Genomic DNA, 23498 nt, shown 5'->3' on the forward strand with positions numbered 1-23498 from the left:
GTTTACGTGAATAACAGCGCGCAAAGCGTTGATGACGAGGCAGAAAAAACGGGTCGAGGAGACCGAGCAGTGAAACCCCATACATCCCGTTGGGCGCGGACCGTCGCCCTGATCGCGGCCCTTGCGGTCGTGGCATCCTGTGGTCTGCCGCGCGTGGGCCCCAACAAACGCGAGATTTTCGAGGGATCGGTTCAGCGCAGCGGCGACGCCTTTGTCGTCGCGGTGAATGACCGCGTCACGCGCGCCACCGGCGTGGTGCCCGCGCTGGGATTCACCGAAGAGTTCAAGCGGGCGGGCGTTGTCGGCTCTGACACGATTCAGCCGGGCGACACGCTGGGTCTGACGATCTGGGAAAACGTGGATGACGGGCTTTTGGCCGGAGAGACCGCAAATTCGACCATTCTCGAAGAGGTCCAGGTCGATGGCGCGGGGTTTGTCTTTGTCCCCTATGCCGGGCGCATCCGCGCCGCCGGCAACACGCCCGAAGCGATCCGCGGCATCATCACCCGCAAACTGGCCGACCAGACCCCGGACCCGCAGGTCCAGGTGCGCCGCGTGGCCGGTGACGGGTCGACCGTCAGCATCGTGGGTGCCGTGGGTGGTCAGGGTGTCTTTGCCATCGAACGCCCGACCCGAACGCTTTCGACCATGCTGGCGCGCGCGGGCGGCATTACCATCGAGCCCGAGATCGCGCAGATCACGGTGATCCGCGGCAACATGCGCTCGAAAATCTGGTTCCAGGACCTGTATCAACACCCGGATTTCGACATCGCACTGCGCGGTGGCGACCGGATTCTCGTCGAAGAGGACAGACGCTCGTTTACCGCGCTCGGCGCGACCGGCTCGCAAAACCGCGTCACCTTCGAGAGCCAGACGCTGAGCGCGGTCGAGGCCCTTGCACAGGTGGGCGGGCTTCTGACGGCCAGTTCGGACCCCACGGGCGTCTTTGTCTTCCGCAACGAACCCGACGAAATCGCCAATACGGTGCTGGCACGGGACGATCTTCAGGGCGCGCAGCGGATGGTCTATGTTCTCGACCTGACGCAGCCGAACGGCATGTTCCTTGCGCGTGATTTCAGCATTCGCGACGGCGACACGCTTTATGTCACCGAGGCGCCGTTCACCCAGTGGAACAAGGTGATCTCGGCCGTGACCGGCACGCTCGGGTCGGTTGGCACGGCCAGCTCGGGTATCGACACGCTCGGCGGCTGAGCCTTGCCCGAGTCTGGAACGGACAAAGCTGCCGGGGCATCCAGACCCCGGCAGCTTTATTATTACAACGCCGGGTTCCTGCGCCAGCGACGTGTGCGGCGGATCATCGCGCTTGCGGGCTATGACCTCAAGCTTGGCAAACCCGGTGCCGATGACCTGATCGCGGTCTGGGGGCGTTCACCCTATGCCGCGCGCGGCGAGGCGGTGGCGCGGGCCACGGGCGCGGGGCTTGTGCGGATCGAGGATGCGTTTCTGCGTTCGCTGTTTCCGGGGCGGGCGGGCGAGGCGCCGTTTGGGTTGATGATCGACCGCAGGGGCGGCGTGCATTTCGACGCCTCGGCCCCTTCGGATCTCGAAGATCTGCTGGCCACCCATCCGCTGGACGATACCGCGCTGCTCGACCGCGCGCGCGGCGCGATGGCCCGCCTGCAAGAGGCGCATCTGAGCAAGTATTTCGCCTTTGATCCCGACATGCCCCCGCCCGATCCGGGTTATGTTCTGGTGATCGACCAGACCCGAGGCGATGCCAGCGTCACCCATGGGCAGGCCGACGCCAACACGTTCCGCGAGATGCTTTACTACGCGCAAGAAGACAATCCCGGCGCACGGATCTTGATCAAGACCCACCCCGAGACCGAACAGGGGTTTCGCAAGGGGTATTTCGGCCCCGACGATAACGGGGACCGCGTGGCCCTGTTCACCGAAGCAGTCAGCCCCTGGACTCTCTTCGAGGGGGCAGTGGCGGTTTATACCGTGTCGAGCCAGATGGGGTTCGAGGCGATGCTGGCGGGGCACAGGCCGGTGGTCTTTGGTCAGCCATTCTATGCCGGGTGGGGATTGACCGACGATCGCAACCCGCACCCCCTGCCCCGGCGCGCACGCACCCTCACGCGGGCACAGCTTTTCGCGGCGGCGATGATCCTGCATCCGCTCTGGTATGATCCCTGCGACGACCGGCTGTGCGACCTTGAAGAGGTGATCGCCACCGCCGAGGCGCAGGCGCGCGAATGGCGCGAGGACCGCCATGGTTGGTCTGGCGAGGGGATTCGCCTGTGGAAACGGCGACCGTTTCAGCAATTCTTCGGGCGGCACAGGCCGATGACCTTTCGGGCAAAACCGGGCGACGGGCGGCGGCGGATGGTCTGGGGCAGCTTGGGCAATGCTGGTGACGCGGTGCGGGTCGAAGACGGATTCCTGCGCTCTAGGGGCCTCGGGGCCGAGTTGATCCCGCCGCTTTCTCTCGTCTGTGACCAGTTGGGGATCTACTATGACCCGACGCGGGAAAGCAGGCTGGAACGGCTGATCGCGGCGCGCGCCACCCTGCGCCCGGATCAGAGGGACCGCGCAAGGCGGCTTATCGCGCGGCTCGTGTCGGAGCGGGTCAACAAGTACAATCTCGGTGGTGCGGCACCGGTGCTTCCCGCCGGGCATCGCATTCTCGTGCCCGGGCAGGTCGAGGATGACGCCTCGATCCGGCTGGGCGCGGGCGTGATATGCACCAATCTCGCGTTATTGGAGGCTGTTCGTGCCGCCAACCCCGAGGCGGTGATCCTTTACAAGCCCCATCCCGATGTCGAAGCGGGTCTGCGCGTCGGTGCGATTGATGCGGGCGGGCTGGCCGACACGGTGTTGGAGCGGGCCGATCCGCTGGCCCTTCTCGGCGAGGTTCAGGAGGTCTGGACCATGACTTCGCTCCTGGGGTTCGAGGCGCTTTTGCGCGGGGTCCGGGTGACGGTCACGGGCGCGCCCTTTTATGCGGGCTGGGGGCTGACGCTGGACCGGGGCGACATCCCGGCGCGGCGCACGGCGCGACCGACGCTGGAGGGGCTCGTGCATGCCGCCTTGATCGACTATCCGCGCTATTTCGATCCGGTGAGCGGCCTGCCCTGTCCGGTGGAAACCGCCGTCGGACGGCTGGCCTCGGGCGAGATTCCGCATCCCGGTCCGGCCAACCGCGCATTGTCCAAGCTTCAGGGGCTTTTCGCGGGCCTCGCGCCGCTTTGGCGCTGACTGCCACGCGTCATCAATCAGATCCGGCGCCAGCGGTGCAGGATATCGGCGCCGACGGCGCGGGTTTCGACCCGCTCAAATCGCGGGGCCTCGCCCAGCCGGGCCAGCCCCATCGCCCCGATCGACGGTAATCCTTCGGCGCCGAGGGCCATCCCGGCGGAGAAGATCACCAACTCATCCACCAGGTCGGCCGCCAGAAGTGAGGCGGCGAGCGCCCCGCCGCCTTCGCACAGCACCCGGGTCAGGCCCTGATCCCCAAGCGCGCGCAGCACGGAGGCAATGTCGAGCTGTCGCCCGGACAGGTCACAGGCAATCAGGCGCGCGCCGATCCCCGTCCATGCCTCGTGCAGGGCCGGGTCGGCATCCGGGCCATGCGCCAGCCACAGCGGCACATCGCGCGCGGTGAGGGCAAGGCGGCTCATCAGCGGAAGGTCGAGACGGCGGGACACCACGACGCGCACCGGCTGATGCGTCGTGCCGATATCGCGCACGGTCAACGAGGGATCGTCGGCCCGCGCCGTACCCCCGCCGACCATGACCGCGTCATGACACGCGCGCATCGCATGCACCATGCGCCGGGCGTCGGGGCCGGTGATCCATTGGCTTTCGCCCGTCGCGGTGGCGATGCGGCCATCGAGGCTCGACGCGAGCTTGAGCGTCACGAAAGGCCGCCCCTGTTCGGTGCGCAGGAAAAACCCGGCGTGATCGTGCCCCGCCTCGTCGGCCATGACACCGGTGGTGACCGACACACCCGCGGCGCGCAGCATGGCGAAGCCCTGCCCCGCCACGCGCGGGTCGCTGTCTTTCAGGGGGGCCACGACGCGGGCGATCCCGGCGTCGATCAGCGCCTCGGAACAGGGCGGGGTCTGGCCGTGATGCGCGCAGGGTTCGAGCGAGACATAGGCCGTGGCCCCGCGCGCCGCCGCACCGGCCTGTGCCAGCGCTTGAGGTTCGGCGTGCGGCCGCCCGCCCGGCGCGGTCCAGCCGCGACCGACGATCCGCCCGTCGCGCACGATCACGCAGCCCACGGCCGGGTTGGGCCATGTCCGACCCCGCCCGCGCCGTCCGAGCGACAGCGCCAGCGCCATGAAGCGTGTGTCGGTGTCGCTCACTCTTCCGGTTTCACCCCTGGGCGTAATTCACTGACGAACTTGTCGAAATCGTCTGCGGCCTGGAAATTCTTGTAAACGCTGGCAAACCGCACATAGGCCACGGTATCGATCCGGGCCAGCGTCTCCATCACGATCTCGCCGATCACCTTGGAGGGGATATCGGTCTCGCCCATGCTTTCCAGCCGCCGCACGATGCCCGAAATCATCTGGTCGATCCGCTCGGGGTCAACGGGGCGTTTCTGCATCGAGATGCGGATCGAGCGTTCGAGCTTTTCACGGTCGAAATCCTCGCGCCGCCCGTTCGATTTGATCACCACGAGATCGCGCAGTTGCACCCGCTCATAGGTGGTGAAGCGGCCGCCACAGGCCGGGCAGAACCGTCGTCGGCGAATGGATACATGATCTTCCGCGGGCCGCGAATCCTTGACCTGTGTATCGATGTTCCCACAAAACGGGCAGCGCATCGCCGTTCCCCTTCATTCTTGTCTCTGCCTCGGTCTGGGGTTCACGCCCCAGTTATCCACAGGCACTATAGGGGAGCCTCAAGCTTTTGGGTAGAGGGCAAATGTGGCCCCAAGATACGGGAAGGCCGGATTGTTGCACCCATGCGCCCTTTCCCCGGTTCAAGGCGTGAAACGGGCCGCCACCTTGCGCAGATGCGGACGATCACGGTGTTCAAAGAGGTAGACCCCCTGCCATGTGCCCAGGAGCGGGCGACCCTGTGAAACGGGGATCGACAGTGAAACCGGCATCATCGCGGCCTTGATGTGGGCGGGCATGTCGTCGGGGCCTTCTTGAGTGTGGACGAGATAGGCCATCGCGGGATCGGTGGTGGGCGGCACGAGGCGTTGGAAAAAGGCGCACAGGTCGGATTGCACATCGGGGTCGGCGTTTTCCTGGATGAGAAGCGAACAGGACGTGTGGCGCACGAAAAGCGTCAGCAGGCCGTCACCCTGCCCCGCTGTCCAGCCGGTCACATCGCGGGTGAATTCGTAAAGGCCCTGGCCCCGGGTGGAAATCTCGAACTCGGTCTGCATGGGGTCTTGTAACCCGGGTGCGGGGCCTCTGCCAATGCGCTCAGGATGCGCGCGCGATCCGGCGATAACCGGCCTCGCCCAGCCAGAACCCGTTGGAGAAAGGCACATCCATCTGCATGTCATCCAGCCGCGCCGCCGCCTCGTCGCCGTCGATGCGATCGGCGGCGACCGCTGCAATGACCTTGGCCACCGCGACCATGTCCTGTCGCTGCGGGATGAGCCGCAATGCGCTGACCCCCATCGTGCGCATGTCGGGCACATGCGCGGCGAGGTTGACGTAAGAGCGCGACAGGGTCTGGATTCCGTTCACCATCAGGAACGGATCACCGTCCATCGTCGCAAGCGGCATCCCGTCGGGATCGTCTTCGCAGACGAATTGACAATTGTCCTTGGTCCGGCCATGGGCGCGGGCGTGATAGCAGCGCGCCGACACGGCGAGCGAGGCGCGACCAAAGACCTGCACCTCGATCCCGAGGCCCGCCCTGCGCGCCGCATCCGTCATGACCGCGACGCCCGCGCGGGGCAGTTCGGGCGGCAGGCTGAAATGAGTGGCGCCCCGCGCGGCAAGCCAGCTCATGGTCTCTTCGTTATAGACATTCATCATCGGCCCGACGCGGTGCGGTCGGCCGGCCAGCGCGCTCAAAGCGGCGGCGTTGTTGGCCTCGACCATACGGTCGTCATCGCCCGCGCAAAGATCGTCGGTCGCCTTGCGCTCGCGTTTGAGCAGGATCTCGGCCAGCGAGGACCAGATCACGCGCTTGCCGCCCGCCTCAAGCCGTTCGGCGATGTCGGGCAGGTCGGCCTCGAAGAACGGCGCGCGTTTGGAACAGATCAACTCGCCCAGCACGACGGTATCGACCGGAGCCTCGTCGGCGATGCGGGCATAGAAGTCGCGCCGCTCGTCGCGCGACCAGTGAAAGGGGATCGGGGCCAGCGTCAGTTCCATGATGTCACCGCCATTTCTTGGTCTGGAAGGCGCCCTGAGATTCCTTTTGTCCCTCGGTCAGCGCCACGAGGTTCGCGAGTTGCGGTTCGCGCCCTTCGCGGATGGCGTCGACGGCGGCGCGGAAATTGGACACGACCTGTCGGACATAGGCGCGGCTGCGTTGGCGGCCCTCGATCTTGAAGGCATGTACCCCCGCCGCCATCAGCTCGGGCAGGAGCCGGGCGAGGTTGAGGCTCACGGGTTCCTCGAAAGCGTAATAGCCCGTCTCGCGGCAGGGCGCGCGATAGCGCCCCTTGCAGATCGTGGGATAGCCCGCGGTTTCGTCCGGGGCGAAACGGTCGATGGTGAAAGCGCCCAGCCGTGTCGTCATGCCGCCATCGGTCTCGCGTTTATATTCGACATCATTCGCGGGCGAACAGACACCGTCCATATTAGTCGAAAGCCCGGTCGCATAGTTGGTCAGGCTGCACCGGCCCTCGACCATCAGTCCGTGATTGCCGAAGATGAAGGTTTCGATCTCGCAAGGAATCTCGGCCATGATGCCGCGGATCTCGGGGATGGTCAGGATGCGCGGCAGGACCACCCGCTTGATGCCGAAATTCTCGACATAATAGGCGATCGCCTCGGGGCTTGAGGCGGCGGCCTGCACCGAAAGATGCAGGCGTTGGTCGGGGTAGGCGTCGCGGATCGAGGCGGCGACACCGATATCGGCGACGATCATCGCATCGACGCCAAAACGCACCCCCATCGCGGCCGCCTCGCGCCAGAGGCCGAATTGTCCGGCCGGAGGAAAGGTGTTGAGCGCCAGAAGAACCTTGGCGCCGCGCGCGTGGGCGTATTCGACCGCCTCGGCCATTTCCTCGGGCGTGAAGTTCAGCCCCGGGAAGTTGCGCGCGTTGGTGGCGTTCTGAAACCCGCAATAAACGGTATCGGCGCCCGCATCGACCGCGGTACGCAGCGCGGCGGGTGTGCCGGCGGGACAAACCAGTTCTCCGACAGTCATTGCTTTTTCACCTTCTTTTTCTCGGCCATGCGCCGCAGCCCGGCCAACGCCGCACGCCCAGGTGCGCCGTGCATGTCGGCCACCCGCGCCGCGATGGAACCGTCGATATCATCGAGCGCGTTGCGCAGGCTGACCACGGCCTCGGTATTGCCTTCGATCACCAGATCACGGGAAAAGAACAGCGCGTCGCCATCGAGATCGGCATCGACCAGTTCCAGCAGATCAAGAAACCGGCCCGAAATCCGTGCCACATGGTCAGGCAGCCGCCGTCGCGACAACGCGCGCATCAGCGGCGCATCGGGATCGGGGCGCAGATGCAGGACAATGGGCATATCAACCGGATCAATGATGTAATCGCACCCGACCCACGGGCCGAGACGGTTGAACATGCGCGGGTTCTCTGCCGCGATCCGACGCACGACCCGGGCCAGAAGGGGTTGCAACAGGAAAAGTGGCAGGGGCAGTCCCGAACGGGGGCGTGGCAGGGGCGGGAGGTGCAGGTCGGCATTGGACATGCACGGCATCTAGCACGCGCCTAGCGCGCACCACTTGATTTCGGTCAATTGCCACCGGCGTTTCGCACATGCGGCGAACGCGGGCCAACGAGACAGGGGGGCGGAACATCCGCCCCCCTGTCAATTCATGCGATGTCCTGGCCGGATCTGGTCTCAGGCTGCTTCGGTCGCCCGTTCCGGTTTGGTCAGGTCATAGCCCTTTCGCTTGAGCGCCTTGATAATCTTGCGGCCCTTGCGGATTTCGCCTTGTTTTGCCGCCGTCCAGGCAACCTTGCGCTGCTCCGCGGTTGCATCAGGGTTGTTGGCGCGAAAATCCTGCAACCACGCGGTATAGGCAACAAGGCGCACGGCCTTGCGCATGGCGGTTTGCTCGGGTGTCTTGGGTGTTTTTTCTTTTGTCTCTGCCATGATTACACTTTCAGGGAAATGCGGGTTCCGGTTATCCGGGCCCGGTTGTAGAGATTGGGCAATCGGTAATGCCGCGCGCAAGGATAGCATATCCTTGGCATTTGCAAGCGCGATTATTTTGCCAAAGCCGATCAGAAGGGCCAGACATCCTCGAATACATCGGCGCAGAATTGCTCGGCATGGGCGGTGCGCAGGTTGTATCCTTCATGGCGCATCGAGACCGAGTAATTGCCCCCCGTGCCCGGTCGCGGACCATTGGCGAGCGCGGCACCGGGATGCAGGGTAAAGACCACGCCGCGTTTCCCGGTTTCGGACAGGCTCGCCCCATAACCACGCTGGATATAGAGCCGGTCATTGCCCCCTGCCCCTTGGGCCTGTCGCGCATATTCGCCCGCCGCGCACCAGATCTGGCGTGGCCCGTCGGCCCCGCGCGTGACCACCTCAAACCCGCCTTGAACCGGCGTCACGGTCAGGCCGTTGATGGCGGTGAAGGCGTGGGCGGACCCGGCAACGAGGCCCATCGCGATTGCGGAAACCAGAATGTGACGCATGGGACGCCTCCGTTGAAGCTTCTGGCGAAACGTAAGCTGCGCAGGCGGTCGGTTCAAATCACGATTGGTAGAGGCAGGCGCCAGCGCAGGCTGGCCCCGATCCTGTTTCCGTGCCGGATATCACCCCGCATCCCGGGACGTCGTCACTGATCGAGGAACGACCGCAGTTTGCGACTCCGGCTGGGATGTTTGAGCTTTCTCAATGCCTTGGCTTCGATCTGGCGGATGCGTTCGCGGGTCACGCTGAACTGTTGACCGACCTCTTCCAGCGTGTGGTCGGTGTTCATGCCGATGCCAAAGCGCATGCGCAGCACACGTTCCTCGCGCGGGGTCAGGCTGGCCAGAACCCGCGTCGTCGTTTCCTTGAGGTTGTCCTGGATCGCGGCGTCGAGCGGCAGGACCGCGTTCTTGTCCTCGATGAAATCGCCAAGCTGGCTGTCTTCCTCGTCGCCGATAGGGGTTTCAAGGCTGATCGGCTCCTTGGCGATCTTCATCACCTTGCGGACCTTTTCGAGCGGCATTTGCAGCTTCTCGGCCAGCTCCTCGGGCGTTGGTTCGCGGCCGATTTCGTGCAGCATCTGGCGGCCCGTGCGGACCAGCTTGTTGATCGTCTCTATCATGTGGACAGGGATACGGATCGTGCGCGCCTGATCGGCGATGGAGCGGGTGATCGCCTGCCGAATCCACCATGTCGCATAGGTCGAGAACTTGTAGCCGCGGCGATACTCGAACTTGTCGACCGCCTTCATCAGGCCGATATTGCCTTCCTGGATGAGATCGAGAAATTGCAGGCCGCGATTGGTATATTTCTTGGCGATCGAGATGACCAGGCGCAGGTTGGCCTCGACCATTTCCTTTTTCGCCTGCCGCGCTTCCTTTTCGCCCTTCTGGACCTGTTGCACGATGCGACGGAATTCCGAGATGTCGAGCCCGACATATTGTCCGACCTGCGCCATCTCGGAGCGCAATTCCTCGACCTTGTCGGCCGAGCGTTCGATCAGGGCCTGCCAGCCGCGGCCGGACTTGTCACCCATATCCTCAAGCCACGCCGGATCAAGTTCGCGCCCGCGATAGGCGTCGATGAATTCCTTGCGGTTGATGCGGGCCTGATCAGCCAGTTTCACCATCGCCGAATCGATCTGCATGATCCGGCGGTTGATGCCGTAAAGCTGATCTATCAGCGCCTCGATCCGGTTGTTGTGCAGGTGAAGCTCGTTAACCAGTTTCACGATCTCTGATCGCAGCGATTGATAGGTGGTTTCGTCGCTTTTCGAGAACGACCCATCCTCGTTCAGCGTGGCCGAGATCCGGCTGTCCTGCATTTCGCTGAGCTTGGCATAGTCGTCGGCGATCCGGTCGAGCGTTTCCAGAACCCGCGGCTTGAGCGCGGTTTCCATGGCCGCGAGGCTCATGTTGGCCTGTTCGTCCTCGTCGTCGTCGTCTTCCTTGGCGATCGGATTGCCATCGGCATCGAGCTCGGGCTCGTCATCCTTGGATTTGGGTGCGGCGGTGACGTTGGCGGCCTCGACCACCGGTTCGCCCTGCTCTTCGTCCAACTGGTTGCCGAAGGTGGTTTCAAGGTCGATCACATCGCGCAGCAGAATGTCTTCGGAGAGAAGTTCGTCGCGCCAGATGGTGATCGCCTGGAACGTGAGCGGGCTTTCGCAAAGCCCGGCAATCATGGTGTTGCGCCCGGCCTCGATCCGCTTGGCGATGGCGATCTCGCCTTCGCGGCTCAGAAGTTCGACGGTGCCCATCTCGCGCAGATACATGCGCACCGGGTCGTCCGTCCGGTCGAGCTTTTCCTGCCCGCTTCCGCCCAGCGTCAACTCGCCTTTCTGGCCAATCTCGACCACGGCGGTGTTCTTCTGGTCTTCTTCCTCGGCTTCCTCGTCCTCGATGATGTTGATGCCCATTTCAGAGAGCATCGACATCACGTCTTCGATCTGTTCGGAATTCACCTGATCGGGCGGCAGGACCTGGTTGAGCTGATCGTAAGTGATGAACCCCTTTTCCCGCGCTTCGGCGATCATCTTCTTGACGGCCGCCTGGCTCATGTCGAGCGAAACTTCCGGGTCTTGCTCATCGGATTTACGATCTTCAGTGTCCTTGGCGGCCATTGAGTGCTCCTGATCAGTCGGGTCTGCGGCGCTATTCTGGTCGGCCCATGCGGGCCGTTCCCGGGCATGTGATTCGCTTAACCGCGAATCATGGGGGCATCGGGGTGATTCGGCCACCCGTTTACCCTGATTTCTTTACCGAATCCTCACCAAAACGCATTAGCGTTGCCGTTTGGCATAATTGATCTTGTCCAACAAGGCGTCAAACGCGTCCTTCTCTCGTCGGTCGATCCGGGCGCCGTTGTCGCCAAGATCAAATTCGGTCTTGTCCTCGCGCGTGCCGTGGGCGGCCCGGTTATGCGCCTCGGCGGCTTGGCCCAATCTCCATGTCAGCGCCTCGTTCGCCGGACCGGACAGGTCCTCGGCCGCCTCGGCAATCTCGGCCTGAAGGCCGCGGTTCGCGTCGAGCTTGGCCAGTTCCTCGGCTACAGTCATCCGCGCAAGGTCGATATCGCCAGGGCGGCGCAGTGCCGGGATGATCGTGAGATGGGGCTGCGCGAAGAGTTTTTCAAGCGCGGCCTCGCCCAGCATCGCGGCCATTGCCTCGGAGCCGGGCGGGGTGTCGTCGGCCAGCAGGCGCAGCATCCGGTTGCGCAGCGCGTCGTGATCGGGATCGAGACAGTGCATGGCCTCGATCTGGCCTTCAAATTCCCGTGCCAGATCCGGGTGAGAAATCAGCACCGCAAGGATCACGGCCTCGCGCAGGTGATCTTGTGCCGCATCGCCCGCTGCCACCAGAAGCGAGGATTTCGTCCCGGTCTGGACCTGTGGCACGGGTGAGTATTTGCCCTTGGGCGTCCACGGGCGGCGGGGGTTGAAGAGCCGCCAGCGCATGTCCTTGATCGCGGCGCCGTAATGTTGGCGGATCGACGGATCACGGATCAGTTTTATCTTTTCCCGCAAGGCTTTATCGAGCGCCGCCTTGCGTTCGGGGCTGTCGAAGAGGCGGCCTTCGGTCTCGCGCTGCCAGAGCAGTTGAACCATCGGGATCGCCTGATCGAGCAGCGTTTGCAGCGCCCCCGGCCCGCCCTGACGGAGCACGTCATCGGGGTCTTTTCCTTCGGGCATCAGGGCGAAGCGCAAGGATTTTCCGGCTTCGAGCAGCGGCAGGGCAAGGTCGATCACGCGATGCGCGGCGCCAAGGCCGGCCCTGTCGCCGTCAAGCGCGATGATCGGCTCGTCCGCGATGCGCCACAAAAGCTGGATCTGGTGCTCGGTGATGGCCGTGCCGAGCGGTGCGACGGCGGCACCGAACCCGGCCTCGGAGAGGGCGATGACGTCCATGTAGCCCTCGGCCACGATCAGCGGCTGGCCCTTGCCCGCGGCCTCGCGGGCGGGGCCGTGATTGTAGAGCGTGTGCGACTTGTCGAAGAGCAGGGTTTCGGGCGAATTCAGATACTTGGCATTGTCGTTCGGGTCCATCGCCCGGCCGCCGAAGGCGATGCAGCGCCCGCGCGGGTCGCGGATCGGAAAGATGATCCGGTTGCGGAACGTGTCGTAGGGCTTGCCGCCCTGGCGGGTTGAGGGTTTGGCGAGACCGGCCTCGATGATGAGGTCTTCGGCGACACCCTTGGCGCGCAGATGATCCCACAGGTTCTGCCAGCCATCGGGGGCGAACCCGATCTCGAACCGCTCTTGCGCCTGCGCGTCAAGCCCCCGTTTTCGCTCGATATATTCGCGGGCGGGCGCGGCAATGGCAGTGCGCATTTGCAAGCGGAAGAATTGCACCGCCTGCTCCATCACATCGGCCAGTTCGCTCCTGCGGTCGGCCTTTTCGCGGGCTTGCGGGTCGCGGGCGGGGATCTGCATTCCCGACTCGCGGGCAAGGATTTCGACCGCCTCCATGAAGTCCACATTCTCGGTTTCGCGCACAAAGCTGATCGCGTCGCCCTTGGCGTGGCAGCCGAAGCAGTAGTAATAGCCCTTGCGGTCATCTACATGAAAAGACGCGGTTTTTTCCTGGTGAAACGGGCACGGCGCCCACATGTCACCCTTGCCCTGGTTGGATTTTCGCATGTCCCACATGACCTTGCGCCCGACCACCTGGGCAAGCGAGGTGCGGGTGCGCAATTCATCGAGGAAACCGGGGGGCAGTGACATGGCGTTCACGAATTTTCTGCGAAAATTCAGGTCCTTAGGGTTTGTAGGCGTTGCATTGTTCGAGAAAGGAGCCCCTGACATCGCGTTTCAGGTCGCTGCGGTGGAGCGTGTAGACAAAGCCCACGAGCAGCGGGACAGACGGGGCGAGACGGTCGTCGGTGGTTTCGAGAATGGTCTTTTTCGCTCTCGCCTCGGACCGCCTTTTCTGCCGCATTTCAACGGCTTGCACGATGATTTCGGACTGCGCGGCACAGCGGGCCGCGCGCTCCTTGGCGGTTTCGGCCAGGGCCGGTGTCGCGATCGAGAGCATGAGGATTGCAGCGAAAATCGAGCGCATGGGGCCTCCTGCAGGGGATTCGGGTCGCCGTGTGTTTAACACAATATGACGCAACGCACGGTGGGGTTAAAGGTCGGAGCGCCTGTCATGGCGCGGGGGGTGATCTCCGGCTGTTGCCCGGCTGCCGGGCGTGCACCGCCGCAACGCGGCATTCGTTAACCCGAGATTCAGTTAATACGCCGTTCGGTGGGTGCAAGACCCGTCGCGGATTTCGGGGCGATCTCAGAGCCGCGTGCGCGCCGCGACCGCCTGCATCGCCGCTTCGAGGTCATGCGCCAGCGTCGCGGCCATCGAGCGAAACACGAGGATGAGGAACGCCTCTTCGCCCAGCCGGGTGAGCGACCCCATCATATGCGCGATCTCGGTGCGCGCGGTGTGGCCACGCTTGAACGAGCCGCGCCGCAGGTCGAGCGGTGTCAACCGGGCCAGCACCGCTTGCGAGCCTGCGCCCGAAAGCCGGACCATCGCCCAGGCGTCGGATTGATCGGTGAGCGCGGCGTGCCGGGCCAGCCCCGGATCGGGCGCAGGCCCGACCAGAAGCGCCTGCCCCTGCCCGAACCAGAGCGCGCGAGCACCTTCCTTGCCGGTGGTGCGCCCGGGCTTGGGCCAGCCCATGCCATGCGCGGTTTTCAACATCTCCGAGAGCGCGTCCTCCTGCCCGCGATAGGCGGCGATGGAGGTGAGCGCAGCGGGCGGTTCTTCGCTGGCGGTCATCGTGCCGATGGAGAGCGGCAGAAGCCCCGCGCAGGGCGATGTCGCGATCAGTTTCACAGAGTCAGCCACAGTTTCAGCCACGGGCGCGCCCTCCTTCGGGGTCGAAAAAGACCGGGTTGCAGACCTCGCAGGTGGTTTCCACCCCGCGCAGGTGATCGACCATGCGGATGGTTTCGCCGATCCGCTCGGGCCCGTGCTTGAGGAACCCGAGCCCGATGTAATGGCCCAGCGTCGGCGAGAAGCCGACCGAGGTGACATAGCCCTGATCGTTTTCGCGGATCGCCGGGTCATCGGCGTTGAAGAGATGCGCCCCGGCGGTGAGTTGCCGCACGTCGCCCGTAGGTTTGAGACCGACGAGGCGTTCGCGACTTTCCTCCATCAGGCCGGGGCGCTGGCTGGCGGTCTTGCCGATGAAATCCTTCTTGCGGCTCATCATGCCCTGCATCCCGATATCAAAGGCGGTGGTGCGGCCGTGGATCTCGGCATGGGTGATGAAGCCCTTTTCGATGCGAAGCACGTTCAAGGCCTCCATCCCGTAGGCGCCGCCGCCGAGCGCCTCGGCGCGGGTCTTGAGCGTGCGAAAGAGGCTGTCGCCATAGCGCGCGGGCACGGCGATCTCATAGGCGTGCTCGCCGGAAAAGGAGATCCGGAAAAGCCGCGCGTCGATGCCGCCAAGGGTCACGGCACCGCAGCCCATGAAGGGAAAGCCTTCGTTGTCGATGGGGGTATCGAGCAGGCCATTCACCAGCTCGCGCGATTTCGGCCCGGCGACGGCGAATTGTGCCCATTGCTCGGTCACCGACACGAGTTGCACATCGAGATCGGGGCGCAGGCCCTGCCGCACGAATTCGAGATGCCGCATCACCAGCCCGGCAGCGGCGGTGGTGGTGGTCATCAGGTAATGGTTTTCGCCCAGGCGCGCGGTGGTGCCATCGTCCAACACATGCCCATCCTCGCGCAACATCAACCCATAGCGGGTGCGCCCGACCTTCAGCGTGGAGAACATGTTGGTATAGACGAAATCGAGGAAGGCGCCCGCATCCGGCCCCTGGATGTCGATCTTGCCCAGGGTCGAAACATCGCAGATGCCCACCGCGCCACGCACGAACCCGACCTCGCGGTCGCAGGATTGCCGCCACGTGGTTTCGCCCGGGGCGGGGAAATAAGACGGGCGATACCAGAGCCCGGCCTCGATCATCGGGGCGCCGGCCGCGACGCTGGCCTTGTGCGAGGTGGTGAAGCGTTCGGGCGCAAAGCCCTTGCCCTGCGCGCCCGCGCCCATCGCGGCGATGGAGACCGGAACGTAGGGCGGGCGATAGGTGGTGGTGCCGGTCTCGGGGATGGTGCGGCCGGTGGCATCGGCCAGCACGGCAAGCGCGTTCACGTTCGAGTTCTTGCCCTGATCGGGGGCCATGCCCTGCGTGGTGTAGCGCTTCATGTGCTCGACGGATCGGTAGGCCTCGCGCGCGGCGAGGTTCACGTCCTTGACCGTCACGTCGTTCTGGAAGTCGAGCCATGCGCGGCCCTTGCCCGGCACCGACCAGAGCGGGGTGATGTCATAGGCGCCATCCTCGGCCCGGGGGATGTCGGGTTGGCCGGGTTTCAGCCCCAGATCGGCGAGCGCCGCCTGCGCGGCCCCGGCCCCCTCGGCAAGGCATCGGGCGGTGGAAAAGGCGCCATTGGCGGCCCCGGCGGCGGCAAGGCCCGGCACCATGCCGGGGCGCGGCACGAATGCGGCGATCCCGGGCGCCCAGTCGGGCCGCCCGCCCATGTGACAGGCGAGGTGCAGCGAGGGGTTCCAGCCGCCCGAGACGGCCAGGGCATCGGCCTGCACCTTCTCGATGCCCGACATGGTGGCGATCGACACCGCCTCGAGCCCCTTGCGCCCCTCGGTGCCGCAGATCTGACCGGCATAGAACGGCACGTCGAGCGTGGTGGCGGCCCCCAGCCGGGCATCGACGAGGGCCGCGACATTGACACCCGCGGCCAGCAGGTCGGCGGCGGTGCGATGGGCGCCGTCATTGTTGCCAAAGACCACGACCGAGCGCCCCGGCGCCACGTTCCAGCGGTTGAGATAGGCGCGCACGGCCCCCGCCATCATGATCCCGGGGCGATCATTGTCGCGAAACGCCACCGGTCGTTCAAGCGCGCCCGCGGCGAGGATCGCGCGGCGCGCGGTGATGCGCCAGAAACATTCGCGCGGCGCCGGGCCCGGATTGGGCACATGCATCGCCACCCGCTCGAGCGCGCCATAGGTGCCGCCGTCATAGGCACCAGTAATGGTGGTGCGGGGCATCAGGCGGACGTTGTCCATCGCGCGCAATTCCGCCACCACGCCCGCCGCCCAGTCGCGGCCCGCCTCTTCGCCGACCTCTTCGGTCTCGGCATTGAGCCGCCCGCCCATCACCGCGTCCTCGTCGGCGAGGATCACGTCGGCACCGGCGCGCGCGGCGGTCAGCGCCGCCATCAGGCCCGCAGGCCCCGCCCCGATCACCAGGAGGTCGCAATGCGCGAATGCCTTTTCATAGCGATCGGCGTTGGCCTGCCCCGACAGCGCGCCCAGCCCGGCGGCGCGGCGGATCATCGGCTCGTAAAGCTTTTCCCAGAAGGCACGGGGCCACATGAAGGTCTTGTAATAGAAGCCCGCGCCAAAGAAGGGCGCGGCGAGATCATTGAGCGCCAGCAGATCCCAGTCGAGCGAGGGCCAGCGGTTTTGCGAGCGCGCCTCGAGCCCGTCGTAAAGCTCGAGCGTGGTGGCGCGCAGGTTGGGGTCTTGCGCCGCGCCCTGCCCCACTGTCACCAGCGCGTTGGGCTCTTCGGAGCCGGCGGTCATGATGCCGCGCGGGCGGTGATACTTGAAACTGCGCCCGACAAGGCGGATGTCATTGGCCAGAAGCGCCGAGGCCAGCGTGTCGCCGTGATAGCCATCGTAAGCATGGCCATCGAAGGAAAAGCGCAAGGGTTTCGCGCGGTCGATCAGCCCGTTTCCGTCGATCCTCATGCCACGTCCCCCTTGGCCGCGCTGGCCAGTTCGACCGCCTTGATCTCATGGCTGACCGTGTCGCGCGTCACCACCAGCCAGGCGGCGCAACCCATCTCGTGATACCAAAGCTCGCGGGTCGGCCCGGCCGGGTTGTCGCGGTTGTGCACGTAGTCGTTCCAGACCGCATCCCCGGCGTCGGGATCGGGGCGCTCGAGGGCAAGTGCGTCGCCCTTGTAGGTGAATTCGCGGATGTCGCGCGATCCGCAACAGGGGCAGTCGATCCTCATGCGACATCTCCGATCCGGGGCGCCATCTTCTGCTCTTTCTTGGGAAAAATACTCATATCCAACCTCTCAACCCGCGCCGTCAGTGCAGGTTATGTTGCGCGCCGGTGCCTTCTTCGTCCATCAACCCGCGACCCGTCTCGAACCGGTCGAGCCGGAAGCCTGCGGCATGTTCATGCGGTGTGTTCGTGGCCATCAGATGCGCCATGCACCAGCCCGAGGCCGGGACCGCCTTGAACCCGCCATAGCACCAGCCGCAATTGAGGAAGAGCCCGTCGATATGGGTGGCGTCGATCACTGGCGAGCCATCGGGCGACATGTCCATGATCCCGCCCCAGGAGCGCAGCACCCGCGCCTTGCCGATCGCCGGCATGAGCGCCATGCCCGCCTCCATCACGTGTTCGGCCATGGGCAGGTTGCCGCGCTGCGCGTAGGAGGCGTAGAAATCGAGATCGCCGCCGAAGACCAGCCCGCCCTTGTCGCTTTGCGAGATGTAGAAATGGCCCATCCCGAAGGAAATCACGTGGTCGATCACCGGTTTCAGACCCTCGGTCACGAAGGCCTGGAGGACATGGCTTTCGATCGGCAGGCGCATCCCGGCCATGGCGGCCACCTGGCTTGAGCGTCCGGCCACGACGAGCCCGACCTTTTTGGCGCGGATCGCGCCGCGCGTGGTCTGCACACCGGTGACGCGGCCATTCTCGATGTCGATGCCCGTGACCTCGCAATTCTGGATCAGGTCCACGCCGCGCTGATCGGCGCCGCGCGCATAGCCCCAGGCCACCGCGTCGTGCCGCGCGGTGCCGCCGCGCGGGTGGTAAAGCCCGCCATAGATCGGAAAGCGCGCATTGTCGAAATCGAGATAGGGCAGGATCTCGCGCACCCCGTCGCGGTCGAGCAGGATCGCGTCGTCGCCCTGGTTGATCATCGCGTTGCCGCGCCGGGCAAAGGCGTCGCGCTGGCCGTCTGAGTGGAAGAGGTTGATGAGGCCGCGCTGCGAATGCATCACGTTGTAATTGAGATCCTCTTCGAGCCCTTCCCAGAGTTTCAGCGAATGGCTGTAAAATTCGGAATTGCCCGGCAGGAAGTAGTTGGCGCGCACGATGGTGGTGTTGCGCCCCACGTTGCCGCCGCCGATATAGCCCTTTTCCAGCACCGCCACGTTGCGCAACCCGTGGTTCTTGGCGAGGTAATAGGCGGTCGAAAGCCCGTGCCCGCCGCCACCGATCACGATGGCATCATATTCGGCCTTCGGTTCCGGGTCGCGCCAATGCGGTTTCCAGCCCTTGTTGCCAGTCAATCCTTCGGTCAGGATTTTCAGCGCGGAAAAGCGCATGCTCGTCTCCCCTGCTCAGTGACCCGGAGTGAACCAAGTCGCGGGCAACTTAGCAACCGGGGCGCAGAGGAAAAGCCGGGTTTTCGACAAAAAAGCGCCAAGCCGCGACAAGCCCGCCCCGACCGCATGGAAACCGGATCGCGCGACGCGCCACGCGCGCCGCTTTCGAGGCGGGCGGCTGCGCGGGTCAGAGACCCTTGGCGCGGTAGCTGGCGGCGACGCGACCGATGGCGACGAGATAGGCGGCGACGCGCAGATCCTCGACATCGTCGCGGTCGTGCCAGACCTCGCGCATCGACTGGTAGGCGGTGCGCATCGTGTCATCGAGCCCCGAGCGCACCAGTTCCAGCTCACCCGCGCCGCGCAGGTATTTCTCCTTGAACTCGGGGCGCAGCGACCACGACTCGCCCATGTAACGATCGAGCCGTTCAAGCTCGTCCACGACAAGCTGGTGGCGGGCCTCTTCCTGGCGGCGTTGCATCCGGCCAAAGCGGATATGGCTGAGATTCTTGACCCATTCGAAATAGGACACGGTCACGCCGCCCGCGTTGGCATACATGTCGGGGATGATGATCGTGCCTTTCTGGCGCAGGATCTCGTCACCGCCCGCCGTGATGGGGCCGTTGGCGGCCTCGATGATCAGCGGGGCCTTGATCCGGGCGGCGTTTTCCATGGTGATCACGCCTTCGAGGGCCGCGGGGATGAGGATGTCACACTCCTCTTCCAGCACCGCGCCGCCGTCGGCGGTGTGGGTGGCGTCGGGAAAGCCTGAGACGCCGCCATGCTTGACCAGCCAAGCATGCACCGCCTCGACATCGAGCCCGCTTTCGCTGAAGAGGGCGCCGTCGCGTTCGACGATGCCGGTGATGCGGGCGCCATCCTCCTGCTGGAGGAACTTCGCGGCGTGATAGCCCACGTTGCCCAGGCCCTGCACGATCACGCGCTTGCCGTCGAGCCGGCCCGAGAGACCCGCCTTGGCCACGTCCTCGGGGTGGCGGAAAAACTCGCGCAGGGCATATTGCACGCCGCGGCCCGTTGCCTCGACCCGGCCGGCAATGCCGCCCGCGTTGAGCGGTTTGCCGGTGACGCAGGCGCGGGAGTTGATGTCGGTGGTGTTCATCCGCGCGTATTGATCGGCGATCCAGGCCATTTCACGCTCACCCGTGCCCATGTCGGGGGCGGGCACGTTCTGGGCCGGGTGGATCAGGTCGCGCTTGGCCAGTTCATAGGCAAAGCGGCGGGTGATCAGTTCAAGCTCGTGTTCCTCCCATTCGCGCGGGTCGATGCAAAGCCCGCCCTTGGAGCCGCCAAAGGGGGTTTCGACCAGGGCGCATTTATAGGTCATCAGCGCCGCCAGCGCCTCGACCTCGTCCTGGTTGACGGCGGTGGCATAGCGGATGCCGCCCTTGACCGGCTCCATATGTTCGGAATGCACGCTGCGATAGCCGGTGAAGGTGTGGATCTGGCCGCGCAGACGGACCCCGAACCGCACCGTATAGGTGGCGTTGCACACCCTGATCTTTTCTTCCAGCCCCGGCGGAAGGTCCATGATCGCGACGGCCCGGTTGAACATCAGATCCACGCTTTCGCGGAAACTCGGCTCTTTCACAGCAGACATTGTGACCTCCCATCTGCATAAAATCCGGGCACGACTCACCCCCGGTGATGAACAAGATGTCGCAGCTTGACCGTGAATTGCAAATTCCTCTTTCAGGCGCGTTAAGGCGGGCGGGGGATCACGTCGTTTGATTTCGAATTGTCGGGAGCGTTGAAACAATGTGCCGAGATTCGGAAAACAGGGCTCGCATTGACGACAAAGACACGGTTAAGCCCCTGTTTTTGCCTGATTTTCGCCACAATCCGACACCATCCCCATCAGCGGGGTAATGCCTTTCGCGGGATCATTGCGATGGGCAGGGGTGCCGGTTCGGGTGACACGATGACAATGTTCGAAAGGAAACGGGCGCCAGGCCCGGATCGCAAGATGCCTGCACGCGGCGCGTTGCGGCGCTGGCTGTGCGGCTTCGGGCGGGACGAAAGCGGCGTGATGATCGCCTTTTCGATCTTCTTCCTTTTGATCATCCTGATGGTGGCGGGCATCGGCGTGGACCTGATGCGGTTCGAGATGACCCGCACCCGGCTTCAGGCGACGCTGGACCGGGCGGTTCTGGCCGCCGCCGACATGCAGCAGCCGCGCGATCCGGCCGAAGTGGTGCAGGATTATCTCGAAACGGCCGGGCTGCACGATGTGACGCTGGACACGCCGAACGTGTCGAGCGGGACCAATTTCCGCATGGTCGACGCCAGCGCCTCGATCCCGATGCGCACCCAGTTCATGCATATGCTCGGGGTCAGCGAGTTGAGCGCCCCGGCGCTGGCCGGGGCCGAGGAGCGGATCGACGGGATCGAGATCGCGCTGGTGCTCGACATCTCGAACTCGATGAACTGGAACGACCGGTTGATCAATCTTCGGCCCGCGGCGCGCGATTTCATCGACACGGTGATGGCGCTGGCCGAGCCGGGCCATGTGGCGGTGTCGATCATTCCCTACAACACGCAGGTCAACGCGGGCGCGGCGCTGTTGCGGCATTACGATGTCTCGACCGAGCACGACTATTCGCATTGCGTCGATTTCGAAGCGGCCGATTTCAACTCGACCTCGCTGTCGCCCACCGCGCCGCTGCAACGGACCGGGCATTTCGACTATTTCACCTATGCCAGCGGCACCTGGCCGCCCGCGGCGGGTGACATGCCGATGCCGGTCTGCCCCACCCGTGCGGGCAGCGATATCACCGTGTTCGAGACCGACCCGGCGGCGGCACGCGACAAGATCGACGCGCTGACCGCCTATGGCAACACCTCGATCGACATCGGCATGAAATGGGCGATGACGCTGCTCGATCCGGGCACGCGCGGGGTGATTTCCGACATGATCGCCGATGGCGATGTGCATCCCGACAATTTCGGCCGTCCGGTGGATTACGACGAACCCGATGTTCTCAAGGTGATCGTGGTGATGACCGACGGGCAGAACACGACGCAATACATGCTGCCCGCCGACCGGCGCGACGGGCCCTCGGATATCTGGTATCATCCGGCCAGCGACACGGTGTCGGTCTACATGCCGCGAAGCGGGCCGGATTATTTCTGGCTGAGCGACGAGGCATGGCACGACGCGCCGCGCGGCAATCACACCGCCGACCCGGACGAGGCGATCCGGCTGAGCTATCCCGAGCTTTGGGCCTTTCGGTCGGTGGCGCAGAACGCGCGGTACCAATATGGCCCGGCCTATTCGGCCAATGGCAGCAGTTTGGGTGCGGCGTGGTCGGACTGGTATTCGACCCTGCCCGAAACGCTTTCGGGTGCGCAAAAGGACACAAGGCTCCAGAATGCCTGCGGCACGGCCAAGTCCAGCGACGTGATGATCTATGCCATCGGGTTCGAGGCGACGGCCAACGGCAACGACCAGTTGCGCAACTGCGCCAGCTCACCCAGCCATTTCTTTGATGCCGACGGGGTGGACATATCGGACGCGTTCCAGGCCATCGCCGCGTCGATCGCGCAGTTGAGGCTGACCCAATGAGCCGGTTGACCCGCCTTCCCCGCGCCCTGCGCCGGTGGCGCCGCGACGAGCGGGGCACCGCGACGGTGGAATTCGCCATCATGTTCCCGATCTTCGTGACGCTGTTCCTGTCATCGGTGGAACTGGGCATGATCATGTTCCGTCACGCGATGCTGGAACGCGGGCTTGACCTCGCGGTGCGTGATATCCGGCTGGGCACCGGGACGAACCCCGAGCATGACACCATCAAGGATGCGATCTGCAATTTCTCGGGGGTCTTGCCGCAATGCACCGACAATCTGCGGCTTGAAATGATCCGCATCGACCCGCGCGCCTTTGCCGCCCCGCCCGCCGAGGGCGATTGCATCGACCATTCCGAAGAGGCCATGCCGGTGCGCAATTTCCTGCATGGCGGTTCGAACGAGATGATGCTGCTGCGCGCCTGCTACGTGTTTTCGCCGGTGATCCCGACATCGGGGCTTGGCTATTACCTCGAGGTCGACGGCGCGGGCAATGCCGCGATGTTCGCCACCTCGGCCTTTGTGCAGGAGCCCCGGTGATGGCGATGACAGCGATGCAACCGATCCGCCGACTGCGCCTGTTCCGGGCCGAGCAATCCGGCACGGTCACGATCGAGGCGGTGATCATGCTGCCGATCCTGTTCTGGGCGTTTTGCGCGCTTTACACCTTTTTCGACGCCTACCGGTATACCAGCATCGCGCACAAGACCGCCTATACGATCTCGGACGCGATCTCGCGCGAGACGAACCCGATCGACGACGCCTATCTCGACGGGCAGCACGGGCTGATGTCGTTTCTCACGCGGTCTTCGAGCACCCACCGGATGCGGGTGACGGTGGTGCGTCATGATGCGAATGAAGACGAATACCTGGTCGAATGGTCACAGGTGCGCGGCCCGGTCACGGCCCATCCGGAAGGCGATGCCAGCGCGCTTGTCGATCAATTGCCGACGATGGTGGACGAAGAGCGGATGATCGTGGTCGAAACATGGTCGGACTATGAACCGCCGTTCAACATCGGACTCGCCGACACCACGATCCAGACCTTCGTTTTCACACGACCGCGCTTTGCCCCACAGGTCTTGTTCGACGCAAGCACCTGAGCGCGGAGCGGGGGCCTTCGGGCCCCCGCGACTTCGGGCAATTCGGGCGGGAATGTGGCGGCAGCACCCCGGCTGCCCCGAAAATGCCTTGAAAACCCGCCGCATTCTCCCCGTTTCAACCGCAATCCGCCCCCATTTTCGCCCT

General features: G+C 64.7%; 21 protein-coding genes. 5 read left to right on the forward strand and 16 right to left on the reverse strand.

Features of this window, described 5'->3' with window-relative positions:
* The first annotated feature begins 69 nt into the window (after nt 1-69).
* Both FLO80_RS07820 and FLO80_RS07825 read left to right on the forward strand, forming a co-directional pair.
* A complete protein-coding gene (locus FLO80_RS07820) occupies nt 70-1212 on the forward strand; it encodes a polysaccharide biosynthesis/export family protein (RefSeq protein WP_111365378.1) in 1143 nt (380 codons plus the stop codon).
* 3 nt (nt 1213-1215) lie between these two features.
* Nucleotides 1216-3222, forward strand: a complete 2007-nt coding sequence (locus FLO80_RS07825) for a capsule polysaccharide biogenesis protein (protein WP_111365380.1) — start codon at nt 1216-1218, stop codon at nt 3220-3222.
* 17 nt (nt 3223-3239) lie between these two features.
* On the opposite strand, the gene ribD is transcribed toward FLO80_RS07825, so the two are convergent.
* From ribD to FLO80_RS07905, 16 genes are all read right to left on the reverse strand, one after another.
* Nucleotides 3240-4334, reverse strand: coding sequence for a bifunctional diaminohydroxyphosphoribosylaminopyrimidine deaminase/5-amino-6-(5-phosphoribosylamino)uracil reductase RibD (gene ribD / locus FLO80_RS07830; protein WP_281286973.1), 1095 nt, complete (start codon nt 4332-4334; stop codon nt 3240-3242).
* The gene (gene nrdR / locus FLO80_RS07835) at nt 4331-4798 is read right to left on the reverse strand and encodes a transcriptional regulator NrdR (protein ID WP_111365382.1); all 468 of its coding nucleotides are present in this window, start codon (nt 4796-4798) and stop codon (nt 4331-4333) included. Before nrdR ends, ribD begins: the two co-directional genes overlap by 4 nt.
* 159 nt (nt 4799-4957) lie before the next feature.
* Nucleotides 4958-5371, reverse strand: a complete 414-nt coding sequence (locus tag FLO80_RS07840) for a secondary thiamine-phosphate synthase enzyme YjbQ (RefSeq protein WP_111365384.1) — start codon at nt 5369-5371, stop codon at nt 4958-4960.
* A gap of 40 nt (nt 5372-5411) precedes the next feature.
* Nucleotides 5412-6317 carry a ubiquinone anaerobic biosynthesis protein UbiV gene (ubiV, locus tag FLO80_RS07845; protein WP_111365386.1) on the reverse strand — a complete coding sequence of 302 codons (906 nt, stop codon included), beginning with the start codon at nt 6315-6317 and terminating at the stop codon, nt 5412-5414.
* Between the two features lie 4 nt (nt 6318-6321).
* The gene (gene ubiU / locus FLO80_RS07850) at nt 6322-7320 is read right to left on the reverse strand and encodes a ubiquinone anaerobic biosynthesis protein UbiU (RefSeq protein WP_111365388.1); all 999 of its coding nucleotides are present in this window, start codon (nt 7318-7320) and stop codon (nt 6322-6324) included.
* On the reverse strand, nt 7317-7835 hold the full coding sequence (ubiT, locus tag FLO80_RS07855; RefSeq protein ID WP_111365390.1) for a ubiquinone anaerobic biosynthesis accessory factor UbiT: 519 nt from the start codon (nt 7833-7835) through the stop codon (nt 7317-7319). Before ubiT ends, ubiU begins: the two co-directional genes overlap by 4 nt.
* 153 nt (nt 7836-7988) lie before the next feature.
* A complete protein-coding gene (locus FLO80_RS07860; RefSeq protein WP_146611031.1) occupies nt 7989-8333 on the reverse strand; it encodes a hypothetical protein in 345 nt (114 codons plus the stop codon).
* A gap of 41 nt (nt 8334-8374) precedes the next feature.
* Nucleotides 8375-8794: a hypothetical protein gene (locus FLO80_RS07865; protein WP_111365394.1), complete on the reverse strand. Its 420-nt coding sequence runs from the start codon at nt 8792-8794 to the stop codon at nt 8375-8377.
* A 143-nt stretch (nt 8795-8937) separates the two neighbouring features.
* A complete protein-coding gene (gene rpoD / locus FLO80_RS07870; RefSeq protein ID WP_111365396.1) occupies nt 8938-10914 on the reverse strand; it encodes an RNA polymerase sigma factor RpoD in 1977 nt (658 codons plus the stop codon).
* 159 nt (nt 10915-11073) lie between these two features.
* Nucleotides 11074-13014 carry a DNA primase gene (gene dnaG / locus FLO80_RS07875; protein WP_111365398.1) on the reverse strand — a complete coding sequence of 647 codons (1941 nt, stop codon included), beginning with the start codon at nt 13012-13014 and terminating at the stop codon, nt 11074-11076.
* Between the two features lie 34 nt (nt 13015-13048).
* On the reverse strand, nt 13049-13351 hold the full coding sequence (locus FLO80_RS07880) for a hypothetical protein (protein ID WP_111365400.1): 303 nt from the start codon (nt 13349-13351) through the stop codon (nt 13049-13051).
* Between the two features lie 222 nt (nt 13352-13573).
* Nucleotides 13574-14065, reverse strand: coding sequence for a sarcosine oxidase subunit gamma (locus FLO80_RS07885; protein WP_111365723.1), 492 nt, complete (start codon nt 14063-14065; stop codon nt 13574-13576).
* Between the two features lie 73 nt (nt 14066-14138).
* Nucleotides 14139-17066 carry a sarcosine oxidase subunit alpha family protein gene (locus FLO80_RS07890; protein ID WP_111365402.1) on the reverse strand — a complete coding sequence of 976 codons (2928 nt, stop codon included), beginning with the start codon at nt 17064-17066 and terminating at the stop codon, nt 14139-14141.
* On the reverse strand, nt 17063-17335 hold the full coding sequence (locus FLO80_RS07895; protein ID WP_111365404.1) for a sarcosine oxidase subunit delta: 273 nt from the start codon (nt 17333-17335) through the stop codon (nt 17063-17065). The genes FLO80_RS07890 and FLO80_RS07895 overlap by 4 nt, the downstream gene beginning before the upstream one ends.
* A 79-nt stretch (nt 17336-17414) precedes the next feature.
* Complete coding sequence (locus FLO80_RS07900) at nt 17415-18668, reverse strand: sarcosine oxidase subunit beta family protein (RefSeq protein WP_111365406.1); 1254 nt, start codon at nt 18666-18668, stop codon at nt 17415-17417.
* Between the two features lie 187 nt (nt 18669-18855).
* The gene (locus FLO80_RS07905) at nt 18856-20286 is read right to left on the reverse strand and encodes a Glu/Leu/Phe/Val family dehydrogenase (protein ID WP_111365408.1); all 1431 of its coding nucleotides are present in this window, start codon (nt 20284-20286) and stop codon (nt 18856-18858) included.
* A gap of 366 nt (nt 20287-20652) precedes the next feature.
* On the opposite strand from FLO80_RS07905, the gene FLO80_RS07910 reads away from it, so the two are divergent.
* From FLO80_RS07910 to FLO80_RS07920, 3 genes are read left to right on the forward strand one after another with little or no spacing between them, the layout of a single operon-like run.
* Complete coding sequence (locus tag FLO80_RS07910) at nt 20653-22251, forward strand: TadE/TadG family type IV pilus assembly protein (RefSeq protein ID WP_188078238.1); 1599 nt, start codon at nt 20653-20655, stop codon at nt 22249-22251.
* A complete protein-coding gene (locus tag FLO80_RS07915) occupies nt 22248-22790 on the forward strand; it encodes a TadE/TadG family type IV pilus assembly protein (protein WP_111365412.1) in 543 nt (180 codons plus the stop codon). The genes FLO80_RS07910 and FLO80_RS07915 overlap by 4 nt, the downstream gene beginning before the upstream one ends.
* Nucleotides 22790-23353, forward strand: a complete 564-nt coding sequence (locus FLO80_RS07920; RefSeq protein ID WP_246156610.1) for a TadE/TadG family type IV pilus assembly protein — start codon at nt 22790-22792, stop codon at nt 23351-23353. The genes FLO80_RS07915 and FLO80_RS07920 overlap by 1 nt, the downstream gene beginning before the upstream one ends.
* Nucleotides 23354-23498: the final 145 nt, after the last annotated feature.

It is taken from the genome of Aquicoccus porphyridii (genome assembly GCF_008369105.1).
GTDB lineage: Bacteria > Pseudomonadota > Alphaproteobacteria > Rhodobacterales > Rhodobacteraceae > Aquicoccus > Aquicoccus porphyridii.

Bases quoted from the DNA above. Each gene is read 5' to 3' on its own strand.
- ubiU (WP_111365388.1), bottom strand. From the start codon at position 7,320: ATGACTGTCGGAGAACTGGTTTGTCCCGCCGGCACACCCGCCGCGCTG.
- FLO80_RS07840 (WP_111365384.1), bottom strand. From the start codon at position 5,371: ATGCAGACCGAGTTCGAGATTTCCACCCGGGGCCAGGGCCTTTACGAA.
- FLO80_RS07905 (WP_111365408.1), bottom strand. From the start codon at position 20,286: ATGTCTGCTGTGAAAGAGCCGAGTTTCCGCGAAAGCGTGGATCTGATG.
- rpoD (WP_111365396.1), bottom strand. From the start codon at position 10,914: ATGGCCGCCAAGGACACTGAAGATCGTAAATCCGATGAGCAAGACCCG.
- ubiT (WP_111365390.1), bottom strand. From the start codon at position 7,835: ATGTCCAATGCCGACCTGCACCTCCCGCCCCTGCCACGCCCCCGTTCG.
- nrdR (WP_111365382.1), bottom strand. From the start codon at position 4,798: ATGCGCTGCCCGTTTTGTGGGAACATCGATACACAGGTCAAGGATTCG.
- dnaG (WP_111365398.1), bottom strand. From the start codon at position 13,014: ATGTCACTGCCCCCCGGTTTCCTCGATGAATTGCGCACCCGCACCTCG.
- FLO80_RS07910 (WP_188078238.1), top strand. From the start codon at position 20,653: ATGCCTGCACGCGGCGCGTTGCGGCGCTGGCTGTGCGGCTTCGGGCGG.
- FLO80_RS07920 (WP_246156610.1), top strand. From the start codon at position 22,790: ATGGCGATGACAGCGATGCAACCGATCCGCCGACTGCGCCTGTTCCGG.
- FLO80_RS07895 (WP_111365404.1), bottom strand. From the start codon at position 17,335: ATGAGGATCGACTGCCCCTGTTGCGGATCGCGCGACATCCGCGAATTC.
- FLO80_RS07860 (WP_146611031.1), bottom strand. From the start codon at position 8,333: ATGCTATCCTTGCGCGCGGCATTACCGATTGCCCAATCTCTACAACCG.
- FLO80_RS07865 (WP_111365394.1), bottom strand. From the start codon at position 8,794: ATGCGTCACATTCTGGTTTCCGCAATCGCGATGGGCCTCGTTGCCGGG.
- FLO80_RS07880 (WP_111365400.1), bottom strand. From the start codon at position 13,351: ATGCGCTCGATTTTCGCTGCAATCCTCATGCTCTCGATCGCGACACCG.
- FLO80_RS07885 (WP_111365723.1), bottom strand. From the start codon at position 14,065: ATGACCGCCAGCGAAGAACCGCCCGCTGCGCTCACCTCCATCGCCGCC.
- FLO80_RS07915 (WP_111365412.1), top strand. From the start codon at position 22,248: ATGAGCCGGTTGACCCGCCTTCCCCGCGCCCTGCGCCGGTGGCGCCGC.
- ubiV (WP_111365386.1), bottom strand. From the start codon at position 6,317: ATGGAACTGACGCTGGCCCCGATCCCCTTTCACTGGTCGCGCGACGAG.
- FLO80_RS07890 (WP_111365402.1), bottom strand. From the start codon at position 17,066: ATGAGGATCGACGGAAACGGGCTGATCGACCGCGCGAAACCCTTGCGC.
- FLO80_RS07900 (WP_111365406.1), bottom strand. From the start codon at position 18,668: ATGCGCTTTTCCGCGCTGAAAATCCTGACCGAAGGATTGACTGGCAAC.